We start from the raw sequence: 15,993 nt of genomic DNA, 5'->3' as shown, positions 1-15,993 counted from the left end.
GACCGGACGGCCGGCCCGCCCCGGCCTGACCGTGGGAGTCAGGCCGTCCGCCGACCGGGCTCATAGTTCCCCCGGGCCCGGTCGGGCTCCGGGTGGACGGGCCGCGCCGCCCACCCGGAGGGGTTGGGTCACCCGTTCGGGAACAGCATCCCGTAGTCGGCGTACGCCATGGCGATGTCCGACTGGGCCCAGAACCGGTGGTAGTTGAACGTCGGCTCGGGGCCGCCGTCGAGGTACGCCTGCACCTTCGGCCAGTCCGGGTCGTTCTTGTAGAACGACCGGATGTCCAGGAAGCTCTTGCCGGCGGCGATGGCGTCGCCGTTGGGCATCTTCCCGGTCCAGCCCGGGGGCACGTAGAGACCCTGGCCGTCGGCGGCGTTGTAGACGTCGTCGAAGCGCTTGTAGTCGCCGCGCTTCTCCGTCGTCGAGACACCCTTGCTGTCGGCGGAGGCGGACAGGGCGTCGAGCAGGCCCTTACCGGTGGTCTTGGCCGCCGTGTTGCCGGACTTCGCCGCGTACGCGATCAGGGTCCGGGCGAGGGAGCCGGTGACGCCGACGTCCTGGCCCGTGGAGGAGACCTCGACGTGCAGGCCGGTGTTGGCCGCCGGGCTGCTCGGGTTCCAGTTGGCGGGCTGGCCCGTCCACTTCAGCTCGGACGGGACCGACCAGTTGGTGCCCAGCGTGGTGTTCGCGATCGCCCACGGCACCCACTTGTCGAGCAGCGCCTTGGCCTTGGTGTTGCCGGTCTCCAGGTACAGCTCGGCGATGCGCTGCATCGACCAGACCTGCATGCCGAACCACTGGTTCGACGGCGGGTCGTTGTAGACCGGGTCGACGTCGTAGAACATGCCGTAGAAGGTGGCGGTGCCGGCCGGCGGGGTGCCGTAGTTGCCGTCCCAGCTGTTGGTGGCGCCACCGGCGATGCCGCCCTCGGCGGACTGGAGCCAGGTGTAGAACTCCAGCTGCCGGTCGAGGCTCTTCTGCCAGTCGCCGACCGCGGTCGGGGACTTCGGCTTCAGCTCGTTGACGTTGGTCATCGCCCAGGCCGCGAACGGGTTCTGGTAACCGAAGTGGCTGTGGCTGGAGCCGATCCGCCACGACCAGTTCTGGCTGGTGTCGTACGCGCCGCCCCAGGCGTAGTACCAGGACAGCAGGTAGTGCGCCGAGTCCTTGCCGCTGCCGGCGGGGCAGGTGCTGGCCCCGACGCAGTTGCCGATCTTCTTGAAGTACTTGTCGTACATCGCGTACCGCAGGTAGTCGCCCATCTTGGCGGCCTTGGCCACGGTGGCGGCGACGTCGGCCTGCTTGCCCTGCGCCTTGGCCCAGGTCAGCGCCCAGTACGCGGCCTGCACGGCGCGGGCGTCGGCGTCCGGGGCGTTGGTGTACTTCCACTGCTTGGCGGGGGCGCCGGTGTCCTTGACGAACAGGTCGAGGTAGCCGTACTGCCCGCCGTGCTTGAAGGTGTCGCAGGACGGCTGCGGGATGGTCTCCCACACCGACTCCTGCGTGCCCCGCTGGAAGGTGTTGATGTACGCCGGCTTGGTGGTGCCGTCACCGCAGCGGCCGAAGCCGTAGGTGTTGTCGACGTCCATCAGCCAGTGCATGCCGTAGATGTCGCCGGTGCCGTAGGTGCTCTGCAGCTCCGAGCGCAGCGGGTCCTGGCCGACCGAGATGTTCGGGTTCAGCGCCGACGGGTACTGGCTGGGCAGGTTGTACTCCGCGGCGTACTGCGGGGTGCCGGCGGAGCCCGCGGTGGGCTGGTCGGCGTGCGTGGGGATGATGTACTTCTCCATCACCGTCCACGCGTTGTTGAACGGGGCCCAGTTCTGGGTCACCCGGCCGTAGTAGGCCTCCAGCCACAGCCAGTAGCTGAACGCCTCGGAGGTGGTCTCGTGGCCGTGGTCGGGCGCCTCGACGATCAGGGTCTCGATCGAGTGGTACGGCACGCCCTCGGGGCTGAAGTAGCCCGAGTTCTTGATCTTGCCGTACTGGTCGAGGAACTTCTTGACGTAGGCGTTGTCCCCGCCCGGAACGTCGTTGTCGACCTCGGTGACGGTGATCGCCAGGGGGGCCAGGCCGGTGCCGGAGGCGGTGACGGTGGCGGTGCCGCCGACGGTGTCGGAGTCCTCCGCCGCCGCCACGGTCACGGTGACGCCGGTGTTCCAGTTCGCCGTGGTGAGGGTCGCCGAGGCCGGCGTGACGGTGATGTCGGTGTCACCGCTGCGGGTCAGGGTCACCGGGACGCTGGCCGTCGGGGCCGCGCTGAGCTTGAGGTTGAACGTGGCGGTGCCGCCCTCGCTCACGCTGACCGCGGACGGGGTGGCCACCAGGCGGGGGCCGGAGGCCGCGCTGACGGTGAACGCCTTCTCGTCGACGCCGATGCCGTTGGCGTTGTCGTAGGCCTTGGCCTGGACGGTGTAGCTGCCGGCCGGCAGGTCCTCCAGCGTGTAGCCGTACGGGGCGGTGGTGTCGGTGTTGACCAGCAGGCCGTTGCGGTAGAACTCGACCTTGCTGATCGTCCCGTCCGGGTCGCTGGCCGTGGCGGTCAGCGGCACGTCCGCCGGCGCCTCGAACGGCCCGCTCGGCACGCCGAGGGAGACCGTCGGCGGCTTGTTGGCCGGGGTGCCGTTGCAGGGGGTGCCGTTGAGGGTGAACGCCGTGGGCTTCGGGTTGCTGCCGGAGTAGCTGCCGTTGAAGCCGATGGTGGTCGACGCCCCGGTGCCGAGGCTGCCGTTGTACGACTCGTTGGTCGCGGTCACCTCGCTGCCGGTCTGGCTCCACTTGGCCGACCAGCCCTGGACCACCCGCTGACTGCTGTTGGGGAAGGTCCACTTGAGCGTCCAGCTGCTGACCGCGTCGCCCAGGTTCTTGATGGTGACGTTGCCGGTGAAGCCGCTGCCCCAGTCGTTGGTGGCGTAGACCACGTCGCAGGCCGGGGCGGCCTGCGCGGCGCCGGCCGGCAGGGCGATGCCGCCGATGACCAGCGTGGTGGCGGCGAGCATCGCCGTCCGGCGACGTCTTGCCATGAGTCTCATGTGCGCGGTGTCTCCTCGGACCAGGCCGGGGCCGCGGGGCCCCGGCGGGGCGCCTCCACGCGCGCAGGGGCACGGGGGGACGGAGGCGCTCGGGAATGGTGGTCGATCCGGCCCGGTCGGGGTTTCGGGTGCGGTGCGTCGACGCTGGTCGACCGCGCCGCGGCCCTCCTGGGGGTGCCGTCCGGATGACCGGATGCCCTCGGCGACCCGCACTCACGCGAGCTGGCTCCTCGTCGCAGTGTTCGACAGTCTTGCATGGAAGCGCTCCCACGACAAGAAGAGTCCACGAACGAGCAGCTACTTGTTTCGATCTCGTTTTGGGGCTTTCACAAACCGGTGACGGGCGTTACAGTCGCTGCATCGCCGATGGGAGCGCTTCCATCGACGGAGGTCACAGAAGGTGTTGACCGGGAGCGTCGTGCCCGCGACGTCCCCGGCACATTGCCCGAAGGCTGACGGCGGGCCAGCCCGGACGCCGCCGCCAGCCACCACCCACCGGCAATGGAGGGAGGTGGAACCAGAGCCACTCGCGTGGCCCGGCTCCCGCGCGACACGCACGACAGGACGCCAATTCCGCTCGTGCGTGTGTGCAAACAAAGGTGGGGACGGGGGTTGCCCTCCCCCGTCCCCACACTAAACCCCCCGACACCATGGGAAAAGAGGCCGACGGGTCAGGCGTGTCACGCCACCCGGCCGGCCTCGCTCGCTATGGGCGTAGCCGGCGGGCGTCTCGCAGCCACGACCGACGCCCCGACATCGCCTCCCACCAGCGCATTCGCGCGACCGGCCACGCGCCGGACCAGCCCGCACAACAGAGCCGACCCGCCACAGGCGGGCTCGGCCGCCCCCGCCTGCCTTATGCTGGGAGCGCTCCCGGCCGTGCGGCGGTGGGCACCCATCACGAGGAGAAGGCCCCATGTCGATGCTCACCCGGCGGCGGCTACTCAGCCGCGCCGCACTCTCCGCCACCGCCGGGGCCACCGGCGCCGGCCTGCGCGTGGGCGGCACGGCCGCCACCGCCGCCGTCTCCGGCGGCCTGGCCACCGGATGCGACGCCGGCACCGACCCCGACACCGACCCCACCGGCGGGCCCCGGGGCGACCTGCGCTTCCCGACCGGTTTCGGCTGGGGCGCGGCCACCTCGGCGTACCAGGTGGAGGGCGCGACCAAGGAGGACGGCCGGGGCGAGTCGGTCTGGGACACCTTCAGTCGCACCCCCGGCCGGACCCGCAACGGCGACACCGGCGACATCGCCGCCGACCACTACCACCGCTACGCCGACGACCTCGACCTGATGCGCGACCTGGGGCTGCGCAGCTACCGGTTCTCCATCTCCTGGCCGCGCATCCAGCCCGACGGCACCGGCACACCCAACCAGCGGGGTCTCGACTTCTACCGTCGCCTCGTCGACGGCCTGCACGAACGCGGCATCTCGCCGATGGCCACCCTGTTCCACTGGGACCTGCCCCAGACGCTGCAGGACGCCGGCGGCTGGGAGAACCGCGACACCGCCTACCGGTTCGCCGAGTACGCCGAGGTGCTCTTCCGCGGCCTCGGCGACCGGGTCCCGGTCTGGCTGACCATCAACGAGCCGAAGACCGTGGTGCAGAACGGCTACCTCCACGGCCACCACGCCCCCGGCTTCCAGGACCCGCAGGCGGCCTACCTGGTCGCCCACCACCTCCAGCTGGCGCACGGGCTGGCCGTGGAGACGCTGCGGGCCACCGACAGCACCGCCCGGATCGGCCCCGCCCTCAACCTGCACCCCTGCTACCCGGCCGACGACAGCGCCGAGGCGGCCAGCGCCAGCCACCTCTACGACGGCTACGAGAACCGGCTCTACCTCGACTCGATCCTCAAGGGCAGCTACCCGGCGGACGTGCTGGCCGACCTCGGGCCCGGCAGCCGGATGGCGCGCGGCATCCGCGACGGCGACCTGAAGACCATCTCCGCGCCGATCGACCTGCTCGCCGTGCAGTACTACACCCCGTACTACCTGACCGCCACCGGCGACACGGTCACCCGCTGGCCCACCTCCCAGGCGGACTGGCAGCAGATCTACCCCGACGGCATGTACGACATCCTGACCCGGGTGACCCGCGACTACGGCCCCATCCCGCTGACCGTCACGGAGAACGGCCTGCCGCAGGCGGACACCCTCTCCCCCGACGGGACCGTCGACGACTCGGGCCGGATCAGCTTCCTGCGCGACCACATGGCCGCCGCGCACCGCGCCGTCACCGACGGGGTGCCGCTGGAGAGCTACCACGTCTGGTCGCTGCTGGACAACTTCGAGTGGGCGGAGGGGTACGACCAGCGCTGGGGCCTGGTCTACGTGGACTACGCCACCCAGCGCCGGGTGCCCAAGCGCAGCGCGCTGTGGTACCGCGAGGTGATCCGGGCCAACGGCCTTTAGCCGGGAACTCCCCGCCGGGCGGGCACGGTCGCTCCGCACCGCCCGGCGGGTGTTCCCCGGGTCGCGGCGAACCGGCGCCGGCCCGCCCGGTCGCGCCGCTCAGCCCAGCGGGGGCAGCGCCTGCTGGAGTTCGGCGCGTAGCGCCGGGGTGAGCATCTCGCCGGCCTGCTTGGCCAGCCGTGCCATCTCGTAGCCAACCACGCCGATGTCGGCGTCCCCGGCGGCCAGCGTGGCCAGGATCGAGCCGTCGCGCACCTGCATCACCAGGAAGTAGCCGCGGCCCATCTCCACGACGGTCTGCTTGACGATGTCGCCGTCGAACATCTGCGCCGCGCCGGCGGTGATGCTCATCACCCCCGAGGTCACGGCGGCCAGCTTGTCGGCGTGGTCGCGCGGCAGGTGGTCGGAGACGGCGACCAGCAGCCCGTCCGAGGAGACCACGATGGCGTGCGCCACCCCGGGCACCCGTTGCGCGAACGCGCTGACCAGCCAGCTCACGTCCCGTGCCTCCTGGCTCAACGTCATCACTGATGTCCCCCTTCGGTGCGCCCGCCGGCCGGCGGCAGGAAAATCTCGGTGGTCTCCTCGGCCTCGGCCCGCCGTACGCCGCTGTAGAGCCGCGTCAGCATGCCGCCCACGGCCTCCGGGTCCGGGTCGTGCCGGGGAGCGGGCTCCTGCGGCCGGGCCGGCTGCGTCACGGCGGCGAGCTGGGCCATCGGCACCCGGACCGGCAGGCCGCGCTCGTTGACGCCCCCGGTCACCGGCACCGTGGGCGGTGCGGCATCGGGCGTCGCCGCGCCGGCCGCCGGGCCCTGCCGCGACCACCAGCCGCCCCCGGCGGGGGCGACCGGGCCGGCGGCCGGGGTGAGCACGTCCTCCGCCCGCACCGGCACCGGCCGTCCGGGCCGGGGCACGGTGACGCTGCGCGGCCGGCGGCCCGCCACCGGCTGTTCCGCCGGGTCCGGCGGCACGGCGACGCCCGGCGGCCGAGCCGGGCCCTGGGCGGCGACGCCCGGCGGCCGACCGCCCGCCACCGGGGCCGGGTCGTCTGCCAGGGGCGCGGTCACCCGGGGCAGGTTGGTCAGGGTGGTGGTCAGCATCCGTGGCGACACGGGCGGGTCCAGCTCCACCATCGGCGGGGCCGGGGTGAGCAGGGGGGCCGGGATGCGCACCCGGGCCACGAGGCCGTCGGGGGCGGAGTGCAGGCGGACGACCACCGCGTGCCGGGCGGCCAGGTGGCTGACCACGAACAGGCCCATCCGCTCGGACGCCGCCACGTCGGCCGCCGGCGGGGTCGCCAGCACCTCGTTCGCCTCGGCGAGCGCGGCCGGGCCCATGCCCAGCCCCCGGTCGACGATCTCCACCACCGCGCCGTGCCCCTCGGGCCGGGCGGTGACCAGCACGGCGGTGTCCGGCCGGGAGAACGTGGTGGCGTTCTCCAGCAGCTCGGCGAACAGGTGCACCAGGTCGCCGATGACGTGCCCGACGACGTGCAGGTCGGCGACCTGCTCGTGGCGGACCCGCTGGTACTGCTCGATCTCGGCGCTGGCGGCCAGCAGCACCGCGCCCAGCGCCACCGGACGGTTCCACCGCCGGGTCGACTCGCTGCCGGCGAGCACCAGCAGACTCTCGTCGTTGCGGCGCATGCGGGCGGCGAGGTGGTCGAGCTTGAACAGGTTCTCCAGCTGGTCGGGGTCGCTCTCCTCCCGTTCCAGGCCGTCGAGCAGCTCCAGCTGCCGCTCCACCAGGACCTGGCTGCGCCGGGCGAGGTTGACGAACATCAGGTTGACGTTGCGGCGCATGGTGGCCTGCTCCACGGCGACGCTGACGGCGCTGCGGTGCACCGCGACGAACGCCTCGGCCAACTCGCCGACCTCGTCGAGGGAGCGGACGACCGCCGCCGGCACCTCGATCTCGGGCACCCCGCCGGTGACCTGGCGGAGCCGGTCGAGGGCGTCGGGCAGCTCGATCTGGGCGATCCGCAGCGCCTGGCCGCGCAGCAGCCGCATCGACCGGGCGATGGTCCGCCCGACCAGCACCGAGATCAGCAGGGCCACCAGCAGCACCGCGACGATCCCGCCGGCCACCAGCAGGGTGGTGCGCAGCTGGCCGGCGCTGGCCTCGTCGGCCCGGCCCACCGCGTCGTCGACGACGCTGGCCTCCAGTTGTCGCAGCAGCTCCTGGCGCTGCTCGCTGGCCGCCCACCACTGCGGGGCGGGCAGCACTTTCGGCTCCGCGCCGCCGCTGGGCAGGCTCTGCTCCTCCAGCTTCGCGGCGGCGGTGAACGCCGGGTCGACGGAGACGGCGTCGTAGCGGCGGATCTGCTCGGTGGTGGCGGCGACCCGGAACGCGCCGAGGGCGGTGAGCTGCTGCGCCCGCAGGTCGGTCAGCTCGACCTGGTCCTCCACCCCGTACCGGCCGGCGCGGGCGGCGGCGTACAGCTCCGCGCGGACCCGGGAGGAGAGTTCCTTGACCCGGGCGAGCTGGACGTAGCGCAGCACCGCCTCGTTGAGCGCCCGCCGGCCCTCCCCCGGCGAGGGCTGGGCGAGCAGGTTCAGCAGGGCGGAGACGGCCCGGTGGTAGTTGCTGAGGATCGTGTCGCTGGCCAGCACCGCCGGGGGCACCGCCGCGCGGATGTAGACGACCTGGTCGTACGCCTCCAGCGCCGCCGAGTAGGCCACCTGCCAGGCGGCGTCGGCGTCGGCCAGCGGGCCGGCCGCCCGGCGCAGCTCCTGCACGGCGGCGTCGGTGCTGGACTGCAACGGCTTCAGCGCGGCGATCGCGGCGTCCCGGGCGGCACCGCCGCCCCCGCTGCGGCGCAGCTCGGCCAGCTCGCCGGCGGTGCGGTCGCGTTCCTGCTGGAGCTGGTGCACCACGTCGGTGATCTGGCGTCCGATGCCCACCTGGCGGGCGAAGTCGCTCAGTTCGGTGGTGCGCCCGACGAGGCCCTGGGTCTGCACGCCGGCCAGCACCAGGAACGCCACGGAGGGGATGACGAGGACGGTGGCGAGCTTGGTGCCCATCCGCCAGTCCCGCAGCCGCAGGGGCGATCGGCGGCGGTGCGGCACGACGCGGACGTCGAACCGGCGCCTACGGTGGTTCGACACCCCGTTTCGCGCCGGGTCGGGACCTGCGCCCACACCTGCCTCCTAGGTCCCTCGCGTCCGCCGCACCGGACAGCGGGGTCCATCCAACCAGTCCCGACGGCGGTGTCAACGGGCTGACCTGAGGCGGGCCTCAGGAAGGATACCGAGGGTGGCGCTGTCCTGACGGGGTCGGTGAGGGCGGCTCATCCGTCCGGCCGATGGCCACGAGTGGCACCGCCGCGTCCAGCCGGCCCAGCGCCACCCGGGCCGCGCCCGTCGCGCCGACCTCCGGGTCGGGGTGGTGGTACACGCCGCGGGGCGCGAGGACGTCGGCGAACGACTCCCGCCACCACGCGGAGGCCTCCACCGCCCCGCCGCCCAGCACCACCTCGACGGGGCCGCCCACGGTGGACTCCAGCTCGACGAGGTCGGCCGCGACCAGCCGGCAGACCCCGGACATCAGGCCGGCGAGGATGTCGACCGCGTCGGTGCCGAAGCTCAGCCCGCCCAGCCCGCCCGAGCCGGCCGGCGCGTGACCGGGCGGCCGGTCGCCCCCGAAGTGCGGGTCCGCCGCGACGCCACCGCCCCGGGGGATCCGGGCCAGCGCGGCGTCCAGCGCGGCGCCCCGGGGCAGCCGCAGCTCCCGGTCCGCCCAGGCGAACAGGTTCCCCCCGGAGGAGTACGCGGCCCCGGTGACCACGTGGTCGTGGTCGACCCGGTAGCGCCACAGCCGGTCGGGCAGCGGCGGCAGTTCCGCCCCGGCCGGCACCGCCTGGACCAGCCGGACGGCCGACGAGGTGCCGACCGTCACCGCCGCCCGGCCCGGGTCCACCGCGCCGGAGCCGACGTTCGAGGCGGCCCCGTCGCCCACCGGCGCCGCCCAGGCCGCCTCGGCGAGCTGCGGCCAACGGCGGGCGTGCTCGGGGCGCAGCCGCCCCCGCCAGCCGTCGCCGGCCAGCTCGGGAAGCTGCCCCGGGCCGGCGGCGGCCAGCTCGCACGCCTCGGCGTCCCACGTGAGGGTGCGCAGGTCGAGCAGACCGGTGCCGGAGGCCTGGGAGACCGACATCGGGGCGGCGTCGAGCAGGCCGCCCAGCACGTACTCGGCGAGGCCGAGGAACCGGGCGGGCGGGGTCGAGGCGCGCCCGCGCAGCCACGGCAGCCGCACCGACCAGTAGCAGCGGTGCCACCAGGTGCCGGTGCGCCGGTGGAACGCGGCCCCGTCGGCCGGGCCGGTCGCGCCCGCCGGGGGCTCGGGGCGGGTGTCGAGCCAGGTGAGCACCGGCCCCAGTGGCTCGCCGGCCCGGTCGACCGGCAGCACCGAGTGCCACTGGGCGCTGGTGGCGACCAGTCCGACGTCGCGCAGGTGCCCGCCGGCGGCCAGCTCGTCGAGGCACTCGGCGAGGCAGGCCAGGTAGGCCGGGGCGTCCAGGGTGCCCGCGCCGTCGTCGTCGACGGTGACGCGCACCTTCCGGCGGGCGAGGGCACCGGGACGCGGCACGGCCTCCGGGTCCAGCACGAGGCCGCGCACCGAGGAGGTGCCCAGGTCGAGGGCGAGGATGTTCATCGTGGCTCACCGTACCGGGCGGGCACCGGGTCAGCGCGGCGGTCGACGTCGTCGCCGGTGGCCTGCGGCCGGTCCCGTACCCCGGGATCGGGTTCCCCGGCGGCGGCGGCGCGCGTAGGGTGACGGCATGCCCGCGCACCTGACCTGCTGGTGGCCCGCCGACCCGGCGGCCCACCCCCGCGCGTAGCTTCCCACGCGGCCGCCCCACGAGGCGGTCGCCGGTTCTCCTCCCGGCCCGGGGCCGCCACCGGCGGCGCCGCCCGGCCACCACAGGAGAACCCGATGACCCGCCCGCACGACCTGCTCGCCGCCGTCGCCGACGGCGTCGACCCCGGCCCCTTCGCGCTCGTCCGCCGCGAGGGCGCCGACCACCTGGAGCTGTTCACCGGCACCGTACGCGCCGTCGACCGGCTCGCCGACGTCCCGCTGCCCGACGGCCCGGCCGGACCGCGCACCCTGGCGCTGGTGCCGTACCGGCAGGTCACCGAGCGCGGGTTCGCCTGCGTCGACGACGGGACCCCGCTGGAGTGCCTCCAGGTCGCCGGGCACGAGCGGTTACCCCTGGCCGACGTCCTCGCCGCCCTGCCCGACGCGCCGGTGGTGACCACCGACGCCGGGTTCGACATCCCCGACACCGAGTACGCCGACACCGTCGCCCGGGTGCTGGCCGAGGAGATCGGCCGGGGCGAGGGGGCGAACTTCGTCGTCCACCGCACCATGCGCGCCACCGTGCAGGGCTCCCCGCTGGTCGCCGCCCTGGCCGCGCTGCGCCGGCTGCTGCTGCGCGAGCGGGGCGCGTACTGGACGTTCGTGGTGCACACCGGCACCCGGACCCTGGTCGGGGCGAGCCCCGAGCGGCACGTCAGCGTCGACGACGGCCTGGTCATGATGAACCCGATCAGCGGCACCTTCCGCCACGGCGGCACGGCCGACACCGCGTCGCTGCTGCGCTTCCTCACCGACCCGAAGGAGGTCGACGAGCTGTACATGGTGCTCGACGAGGAGCTGAAGATGATGGCCACCGTCGCCGAGCGCGGCGGGCAGGTCGTCGGCCCGTACCTCAAGGAGATGTCCCACCTGGCGCACACCGAGTACCTGCTCGCCGGGCAGAGCTGCCTCGACGTGCGGGACGTGCTGCGGGAGACGATGTTCGCCCCGACGGTCACCGGCAGCCCGATGGAGAACGCCTGCCGGGTCATCGCCCGGCACGAGCGCACCGGGCGGCGCTACTACGCCGGGGTGCTGGCCCTGCTGGGCCGCGACGAGGCCGGCCGGCAGACCCTGGACGCGCCGATCCTGATCCGCACGGCGGAGATCTCCCCCGACGGGGAGCTGCGGGTGCCGGTCGGGGCGACCCTGGTGCGCCACTCCACGCCCGAGGGAGAGGTGGCCGAGACGCACGCCAAGGCGGCCGGGGTGCTGGCCGCCCTCGGGTTGCGCCCGGACGCCCCCGACCCGGGGCCGGGCCCGGCGCCCCGGCTCGCCGACGACCCGCAGGTACGCGCCGCGCTGGCCGCCCGCAACGCCCCGCTGGCCCGGTTCTGGCTGGACCAGCGCCCGCCGGGGGCGGTGGCCCTGCCCGGGCTGGCCGGCCGGCGGGCGCTGATCGTCGACGGGGAGGACACCTTCACCGGGATGCTCGCCCACCAGCTGCGCGCCCTCGGGTTGGCCGTCGAGGTGACGCCCTGGCACCGGCCGGCCGGCGACGACGCGTACGACCTGGTGGTCGCCGGCCCCGGCCCGGGCGACCCGAGGGCCGTGGACCAGCCGAAGATGGCCGCCCTGCGCGGGCTGCTCGCCCGGCGGCTCGCGGCCGGCGCGCCGACCCTCGCGGTGTGCCTGAGCCACCAGCTGCTGGCCGGGCTGCTCGGGCTGCCGCTGCACCGGCGCGATGCGCCGTACCAGGGGTTGCAGCGCGACGTCAGCGTGTTCGGCACGAGCCGCCGGGTGGGGTTCTACTCCACGTTCACGGCCGTCGCCGCCGCCGACCGGGTCGCCAGCGCGTACGGGCCGGTGGAGCTGGCCCGCGACCCGGTCGACCACGCGGTGCACGCGCTGCGCGGGCCCGGCTTCGCCGGGGTGCAGTTCCACCCGGAGTCGGTGCTCAGCCGCGACGGCCTGGCGGTCCTGGCCGACCTGCTGGGCCACCTGCTGTCGGTGCCGCCGGGCCGGTCCCCGGCCGTGGCCCACGCCGAGGGGTGAGGAGCGCGCCGGCCGCCGGAGGTCAGCCGGCGGCCAGGCCCCGCTTCAGCGCCTCGCCGATGTGCACCGCCCGCTTCGCGGTCAGCGCGGTGGCCGCCAGCGCCACGTGGTCCGGCGGGACCTCGCCGTTGTTGCTGGTGTGCGAGGCGCCGTACGGGTTGCCGGCGACGAACTGGCTCGGGTCGGTGTAGCCGGGGGTGACGACGACGCCGCCCCAGTGGTAGAAGACGGTGAGCAGCGACAGCAGCGTCGACTCCTGCCCACCGTGCGAGGTCGCCGTCGAGGTGAACGCCGAATAGACCTTGTTCGCCAGCGCGCCGCGCGCCCACAGCGGGCCGGTGGTGTCGATGAACTGCTTGAGCTGGGCGGCGACCATGCCGTAGCGGGTGGGCGACCCGAGGATCACCACGTCGGCCCAGGACAGGTCGTCCGGCTCGGCCTCCATGACGTCCTGGGTTTCGAGGCGGTGCGCCTGCCAGCCCGAGTTGGACCGGATCGCCTCGTCGGGCGCCAGCTCACGCACCTTGCGCAGCCGGACCTCCGCGCCGGCCTCGCCGGCGGCCTCGCACGCGGACTGCGCCATCTGATAGGTGATGCCGGTCGCGCTGTAGTAGATCACCGCGACCTTGATCCGGCCCTCCATCGGGTCCTCCTCGCTCGGGGTCAGCTCCCGCGACTACCCGTTGCTTGCGGCGTCAAACGTCGGCGGCGGGCGTGCCGGACGGCCCGGGTCCGCCGGGCGATAGCCTGGTGCGGTGATCCTGCCCCTGCCCGACGGCGAGTTCCAGGCGTACCTGTTCGACTGCGACGGCACCATCGTCGACTCGATGCCCCAGCATCACACGGCCTGGCGGCGGGCCCTCGGCGAATGGGGCTGCGACCTGCCCGAGGACCTCTTCTACGCCTGGGCCGGGCGGCCGGTGGCCGACATCGTCGCCGACCTCAACGACCGGCACGGCCTGGCGATGCCGGTGGAGGCCGTCGCCGCCCGCCGGGAGGCGCTCTACCAGGAGCTCCTGCCGACGGCGACCGGCGTGCCCGGGGTGCTGCGGCACATCCACGACGCCCACGGGCGGGTGCCCTTCGCGGTGGTCTCCGGCAGCACGCGGGAGTCGGTCACGGCGTCCCTCGGCTCGCTCGGCATCCTCGACCGGTTCGACACGCTCGTCTGCGCCGGCGACTACGCCCGGCCCAAGCCCGACCCGGAGGCGTTCCTGCTCGCCGCCCGGCTGCTGGGGGTGCCGCCGGCGGCCTGCCTGGTCTTCGAGGACGCCGACCTGGGCATCCAGGCCGCCACCGCCGCCGGCATGGCCTCGGTGCGCGTCCCGCAGCCCCGGCGGGGCTGACCCCGACCGCGGCGGCTCGCTCAAGTTTTGCGCAAGTTCCACGGCCGGTCGGCCCCGGCCGGGCCGCCGAGCGCCATCCTGATCGCACCGGCTCCGGCGGCCCGTGCCGCCGCCGGTGCGCCGGTCGACCTGAACGGGGGATCGCGCTCCGTCGGCAACGAGGCCGGCGTAGCGCGATCAGGGGACCGGCGTGTCCGGCGGACAAGGGCCCGGGTGGTCAGCGGACCAGGGCCTCCAGCAGCCGGTCGAGTTCCGCCGCCGGGTCGACGGTCAGCCCGGTGTGCACCGGCCCGGTCTGGATCATCGTGCTGCGCGGGGCCGCCAGCCAGCGGAACCGCTCGCCCCGCCGCATCCGCCCCGACGGGCCCTCGCCGACGCACGTCCGGTCCCAGGAGCCCAGCGCCGCCGCCACCTCGGCGAGGTCCACGTCCGGCGCGAGCGCCCGGACCCGGTCGGCGTCGAGATGGGTACGCGCCGCGAGGAAGTCCCGCCCCTGGCAGTAGAGGATCACCCCGACGTTGATCCGTTCGCCGCGCTCGACCCGGGGCACCAGCCGGATCACCGCGTACTCGAAGGGTTCTCTCACGCGGCGCTCCCCTGCGGCAGCCAGTCGGCGGTGCGCGCCACCCGGCGGGCGAGGTGGTCGGCGTACGCGGCGCGGGCCGCGTCGGCGGAGTCGAAGTCGGGCCCGGCCAGCCAGGCGTCCGGCACCAGCGCCAGCACCTCGGCGAGCAGCCCGGGGGTGACCCTCGGCGCGAGGTCGGCGTCGGCCTCGGCCAGCCGGCTCGCGTAGGGGGCGAGCACGTGGTCGTCGGCCCGGTACGCCCGGCGCACGGCCGCCTCGGCGCGCGGCCAGTTGTGGTGGAAGTAGAGGCAGGCGCCGTGGTCGATCAGCCACAGCTCGCGGTGCCAGATCAGCAGGTTGGGGTTGCGCCAGCTGCGGTCGACGTTCTCGGTGAACGCGTCGAACCAGAGCACCCGGGAGGCCAGGGCGGGGTCGACCGGGTGCGCCACCGGGTCGTAGCCCAGCGCGCCGGGCAGGAAGTCCATCCCCAGGTTCGGCCCGCCGCTGCCGCGCAGCAGCTCCTGCACCTCCTGGTCGGGCTCGGCCCGGCCGATGACCGGGTCGATGTCCAGCACCACCAGCCGGGGCACCGCGAGCCCGAGCCGGCGGGCCAGCTCACCGCAGATCACCTCGGCGACCAGCGCCTTCGGCCCCTGCCCCGCGCCGGAGAACTTCGCCACGTACGTGCCCAGGTCGTCGGCCTCGACCACACCGGGCAGCGAGCCGCCCTCGCGCAGCGGGGTGACGTACCGGATTCCGGTGACCTGACGGAGCACGAGGCCCACCCTAGCCGGAACCCCTGCGCCGCCCGCGCGGGCCGCCGCCGGCGCTCCTATCCACGGCCGGGCCGCGGAATGCTTCCGGAGCGGCTCGGGTAGCCACGTCGTGACCCACGAGAGGAAGGACGAGCCAATGCGACTGACCGAGCAGCAGATCCGCTCGCTGTACGGGCAGGACGTCCAGGACCGCTCGGGTGCGAAGATCGGCAGCGTGGGCCAGGTGTGGGCCGACGCCGCCGGCGAGCCGACCTGGGTCAGCGTCGCCACCGGGGTGATGGGCCACCACGAGTCGATGGCCCCGCTCCAGTCGGCCCGGATGCAGCAGGACAAGCTGAGCCTGCCGTACGACAAGGCGACCGTGCGCGGCGCGCCCAGCGTCGAGACGGGCACCGACGAGCCGCTGGACGCCCAGCAGCTCACCCAGCTCTACGCGCACTACCAGCTTCCGCCGCCCACCCCGCCGGCCCCGCCGCGCCAGCAGGCCGCCGGCTACCCGCGGGGGCCGGAGCTGACCCGCTCCGAGGAGCGGCTGCTGGTGGGCACCGAGAGCGAGCCGGCCGGAACCGCGCGGCTGCGCAAGCACGTCGTCGACGAGGACGTGCACACCACCGTCCCCGTCGAGCACGACGAGGTGCGCGTCGAGCGCGAGCCGATCGCCCCGGGCGACCGGCGGGCGCGGTCCGAGATCGGCGACGAGCAGCAGGAGCTGCGGCTGCGCGCCGAGCACCCGGTGGTCAGCAAGGAACAGGTCCCCGTCGAGCGGGTCCGGCTGACCAAGGACGAGGTCGTCGAGGACCAGCCCGTCGACGAGCGGCTGCGCCGCGAGCAGGTGGAGGCGGACGTCCCGCAGTCGGCCCGTTCCCGCCGCTGACGTGACGCCCCGGCGGTGACCCTTTGCCGGACGGCGTGACCCCGGGCGGGTGGATCCCTGGTGATCCGCCCGCCCGGTCGCGTGTCCGGCGGGTGTCGGTGACCGGTTCTATGCTGACCGTCGAGGTGG

The 15,993-nt window shown here is 74.4% G+C and carries 11 protein-coding genes; 4 read left to right on the top strand and 7 right to left on the bottom strand.

All coding sequences use genetic code 11. The annotated features are described in order from the left end of the window. Positions 1 to 128: 128 nt before the first annotated feature. Positions 129 to 3,026 (bottom strand): glycoside hydrolase family 48 protein, encoded by a 2,898-nt coding sequence (locus TK50_RS25355; RefSeq protein WP_199486205.1) that lies wholly within the window; start codon positions 3,024 to 3,026, stop codon positions 129 to 131. 925 nt (positions 3,027 to 3,951) lie between these two features. Here TK50_RS25355 and TK50_RS25350 point away from each other — a divergent pair. After that, entirely contained in the window at positions 3,952 to 5,451 is a 1,500-nt protein-coding gene (locus TK50_RS25350; RefSeq protein ID WP_043967726.1) for a GH1 family beta-glucosidase, read from the top strand. A gap of 99 nt (positions 5,452 to 5,550) precedes the next feature. Here the strand turns inward: TK50_RS25350 and TK50_RS25345 are convergent, their stop codons facing one another. The 3 genes from TK50_RS25345 to TK50_RS25335 all read right to left on the bottom strand — a co-directional run bounded on the left by TK50_RS25345 (position 5,551) and on the right by TK50_RS25335 (position 10,101). Further along, positions 5,551 to 5,976: a roadblock/LC7 domain-containing protein gene (locus TK50_RS25345; protein ID WP_043967724.1), complete on the bottom strand. Its 426-nt coding sequence runs from the start codon at positions 5,974 to 5,976 to the stop codon at positions 5,551 to 5,553. Continuing rightward, complete coding sequence (locus TK50_RS25340; RefSeq protein WP_043967722.1) at positions 5,976 to 8,591, bottom strand: sensor histidine kinase; 2,616 nt, start codon at positions 8,589 to 8,591, stop codon at positions 5,976 to 5,978. Before TK50_RS25340 ends, TK50_RS25345 begins: the two co-directional genes overlap by 1 nt. A gap of 97 nt (positions 8,592 to 8,688) precedes the next feature. Continuing rightward, positions 8,689 to 10,101: an FGGY family carbohydrate kinase gene (locus tag TK50_RS25335; protein WP_043967720.1), complete on the bottom strand. Its 1,413-nt coding sequence runs from the start codon at positions 10,099 to 10,101 to the stop codon at positions 8,689 to 8,691. A 282-nt stretch (positions 10,102 to 10,383) separates the two neighbouring features. On the opposite strand from TK50_RS25335, the gene TK50_RS25330 reads away from it, so the two are divergent. After that, a complete protein-coding gene (locus TK50_RS25330; protein WP_043967718.1) occupies positions 10,384 to 12,303 on the top strand; it encodes a chorismate-binding protein in 1,920 nt (639 codons plus the stop codon). Between the two features lie 22 nt (positions 12,304 to 12,325). Here the strand turns inward: TK50_RS25330 and wrbA are convergent, their stop codons facing one another. Further along, positions 12,326 to 12,946 carry an NAD(P)H:quinone oxidoreductase gene (gene wrbA, locus TK50_RS25325; RefSeq protein ID WP_043967716.1) on the bottom strand — a complete coding sequence of 207 codons (621 nt, stop codon included), beginning with the start codon at positions 12,944 to 12,946 and terminating at the stop codon, positions 12,326 to 12,328. 112 nt (positions 12,947 to 13,058) lie between these two features. Here wrbA and TK50_RS25320 point away from each other — a divergent pair, with 112 nt between their 5' ends. After that, a complete protein-coding gene (locus TK50_RS25320; protein WP_043967713.1) occupies positions 13,059 to 13,649 on the top strand; it encodes an HAD family hydrolase in 591 nt (196 codons plus the stop codon). A gap of 217 nt (positions 13,650 to 13,866) precedes the next feature. On the opposite strand, the gene TK50_RS25315 is transcribed toward TK50_RS25320, so the two are convergent. Together TK50_RS25315 and TK50_RS25310 are read right to left on the bottom strand one after the other, a co-directional pair. Continuing rightward, on the bottom strand, positions 13,867 to 14,235 hold the full coding sequence (locus tag TK50_RS25315; RefSeq protein ID WP_043967711.1) for a DUF3037 domain-containing protein: 369 nt from the start codon (positions 14,233 to 14,235) through the stop codon (positions 13,867 to 13,869). Continuing rightward, positions 14,232 to 14,990 carry a HipA family kinase gene (locus TK50_RS25310; protein ID WP_043969357.1) on the bottom strand — a complete coding sequence of 253 codons (759 nt, stop codon included), beginning with the start codon at positions 14,988 to 14,990 and terminating at the stop codon, positions 14,232 to 14,234. The genes TK50_RS25315 and TK50_RS25310 overlap by 4 nt, the downstream gene beginning before the upstream one ends. Positions 14,991 to 15,126: 136 nt before the next feature. On the opposite strand from TK50_RS25310, the gene TK50_RS25305 reads away from it, so the two are divergent. Continuing rightward, positions 15,127 to 15,864 (top strand): PRC and DUF2382 domain-containing protein, encoded by a 738-nt coding sequence (locus TK50_RS25305; RefSeq protein ID WP_043967709.1) that lies wholly within the window; start codon positions 15,127 to 15,129, stop codon positions 15,862 to 15,864. Positions 15,865 to 15,993 lie beyond the last annotated feature (129 nt).

It is taken from the genome of Micromonospora haikouensis (assembly GCF_000876225.1).
GTDB lineage: Bacteria > Actinomycetota > Actinomycetes > Mycobacteriales > Micromonosporaceae > Micromonospora > Micromonospora haikouensis.
This window is presented reverse-complemented; position numbering and strand designations above follow the sequence as displayed.

What these genes read in the sequence shown, in the direction of transcription:
- TK50_RS25355 (WP_199486205.1), bottom strand. Translation starts at nt 3,026, where the DNA reads ATGGCAAGACGTCGCCGGACGGCGATGCTCGCCGCCACCACGCTGGTC.
- TK50_RS25350 (WP_043967726.1), top strand. Translation starts at nt 3,952, where the DNA reads ATGTCGATGCTCACCCGGCGGCGGCTACTCAGCCGCGCCGCACTCTCC.
- TK50_RS25345 (WP_043967724.1), bottom strand. Translation starts at nt 5,976, where the DNA reads ATGACGTTGAGCCAGGAGGCACGGGACGTGAGCTGGCTGGTCAGCGCG.
- TK50_RS25335 (WP_043967720.1), bottom strand. Translation starts at nt 10,101, where the DNA reads ATGAACATCCTCGCCCTCGACCTGGGCACCTCCTCGGTGCGCGGCCTC.
- TK50_RS25330 (WP_043967718.1), top strand. Translation starts at nt 10,384, where the DNA reads ATGACCCGCCCGCACGACCTGCTCGCCGCCGTCGCCGACGGCGTCGAC.
- wrbA (WP_043967716.1), bottom strand. Translation starts at nt 12,946, where the DNA reads ATGGAGGGCCGGATCAAGGTCGCGGTGATCTACTACAGCGCGACCGGC.
- TK50_RS25305 (WP_043967709.1), top strand. Translation starts at nt 15,127, where the DNA reads ATGCGACTGACCGAGCAGCAGATCCGCTCGCTGTACGGGCAGGACGTC.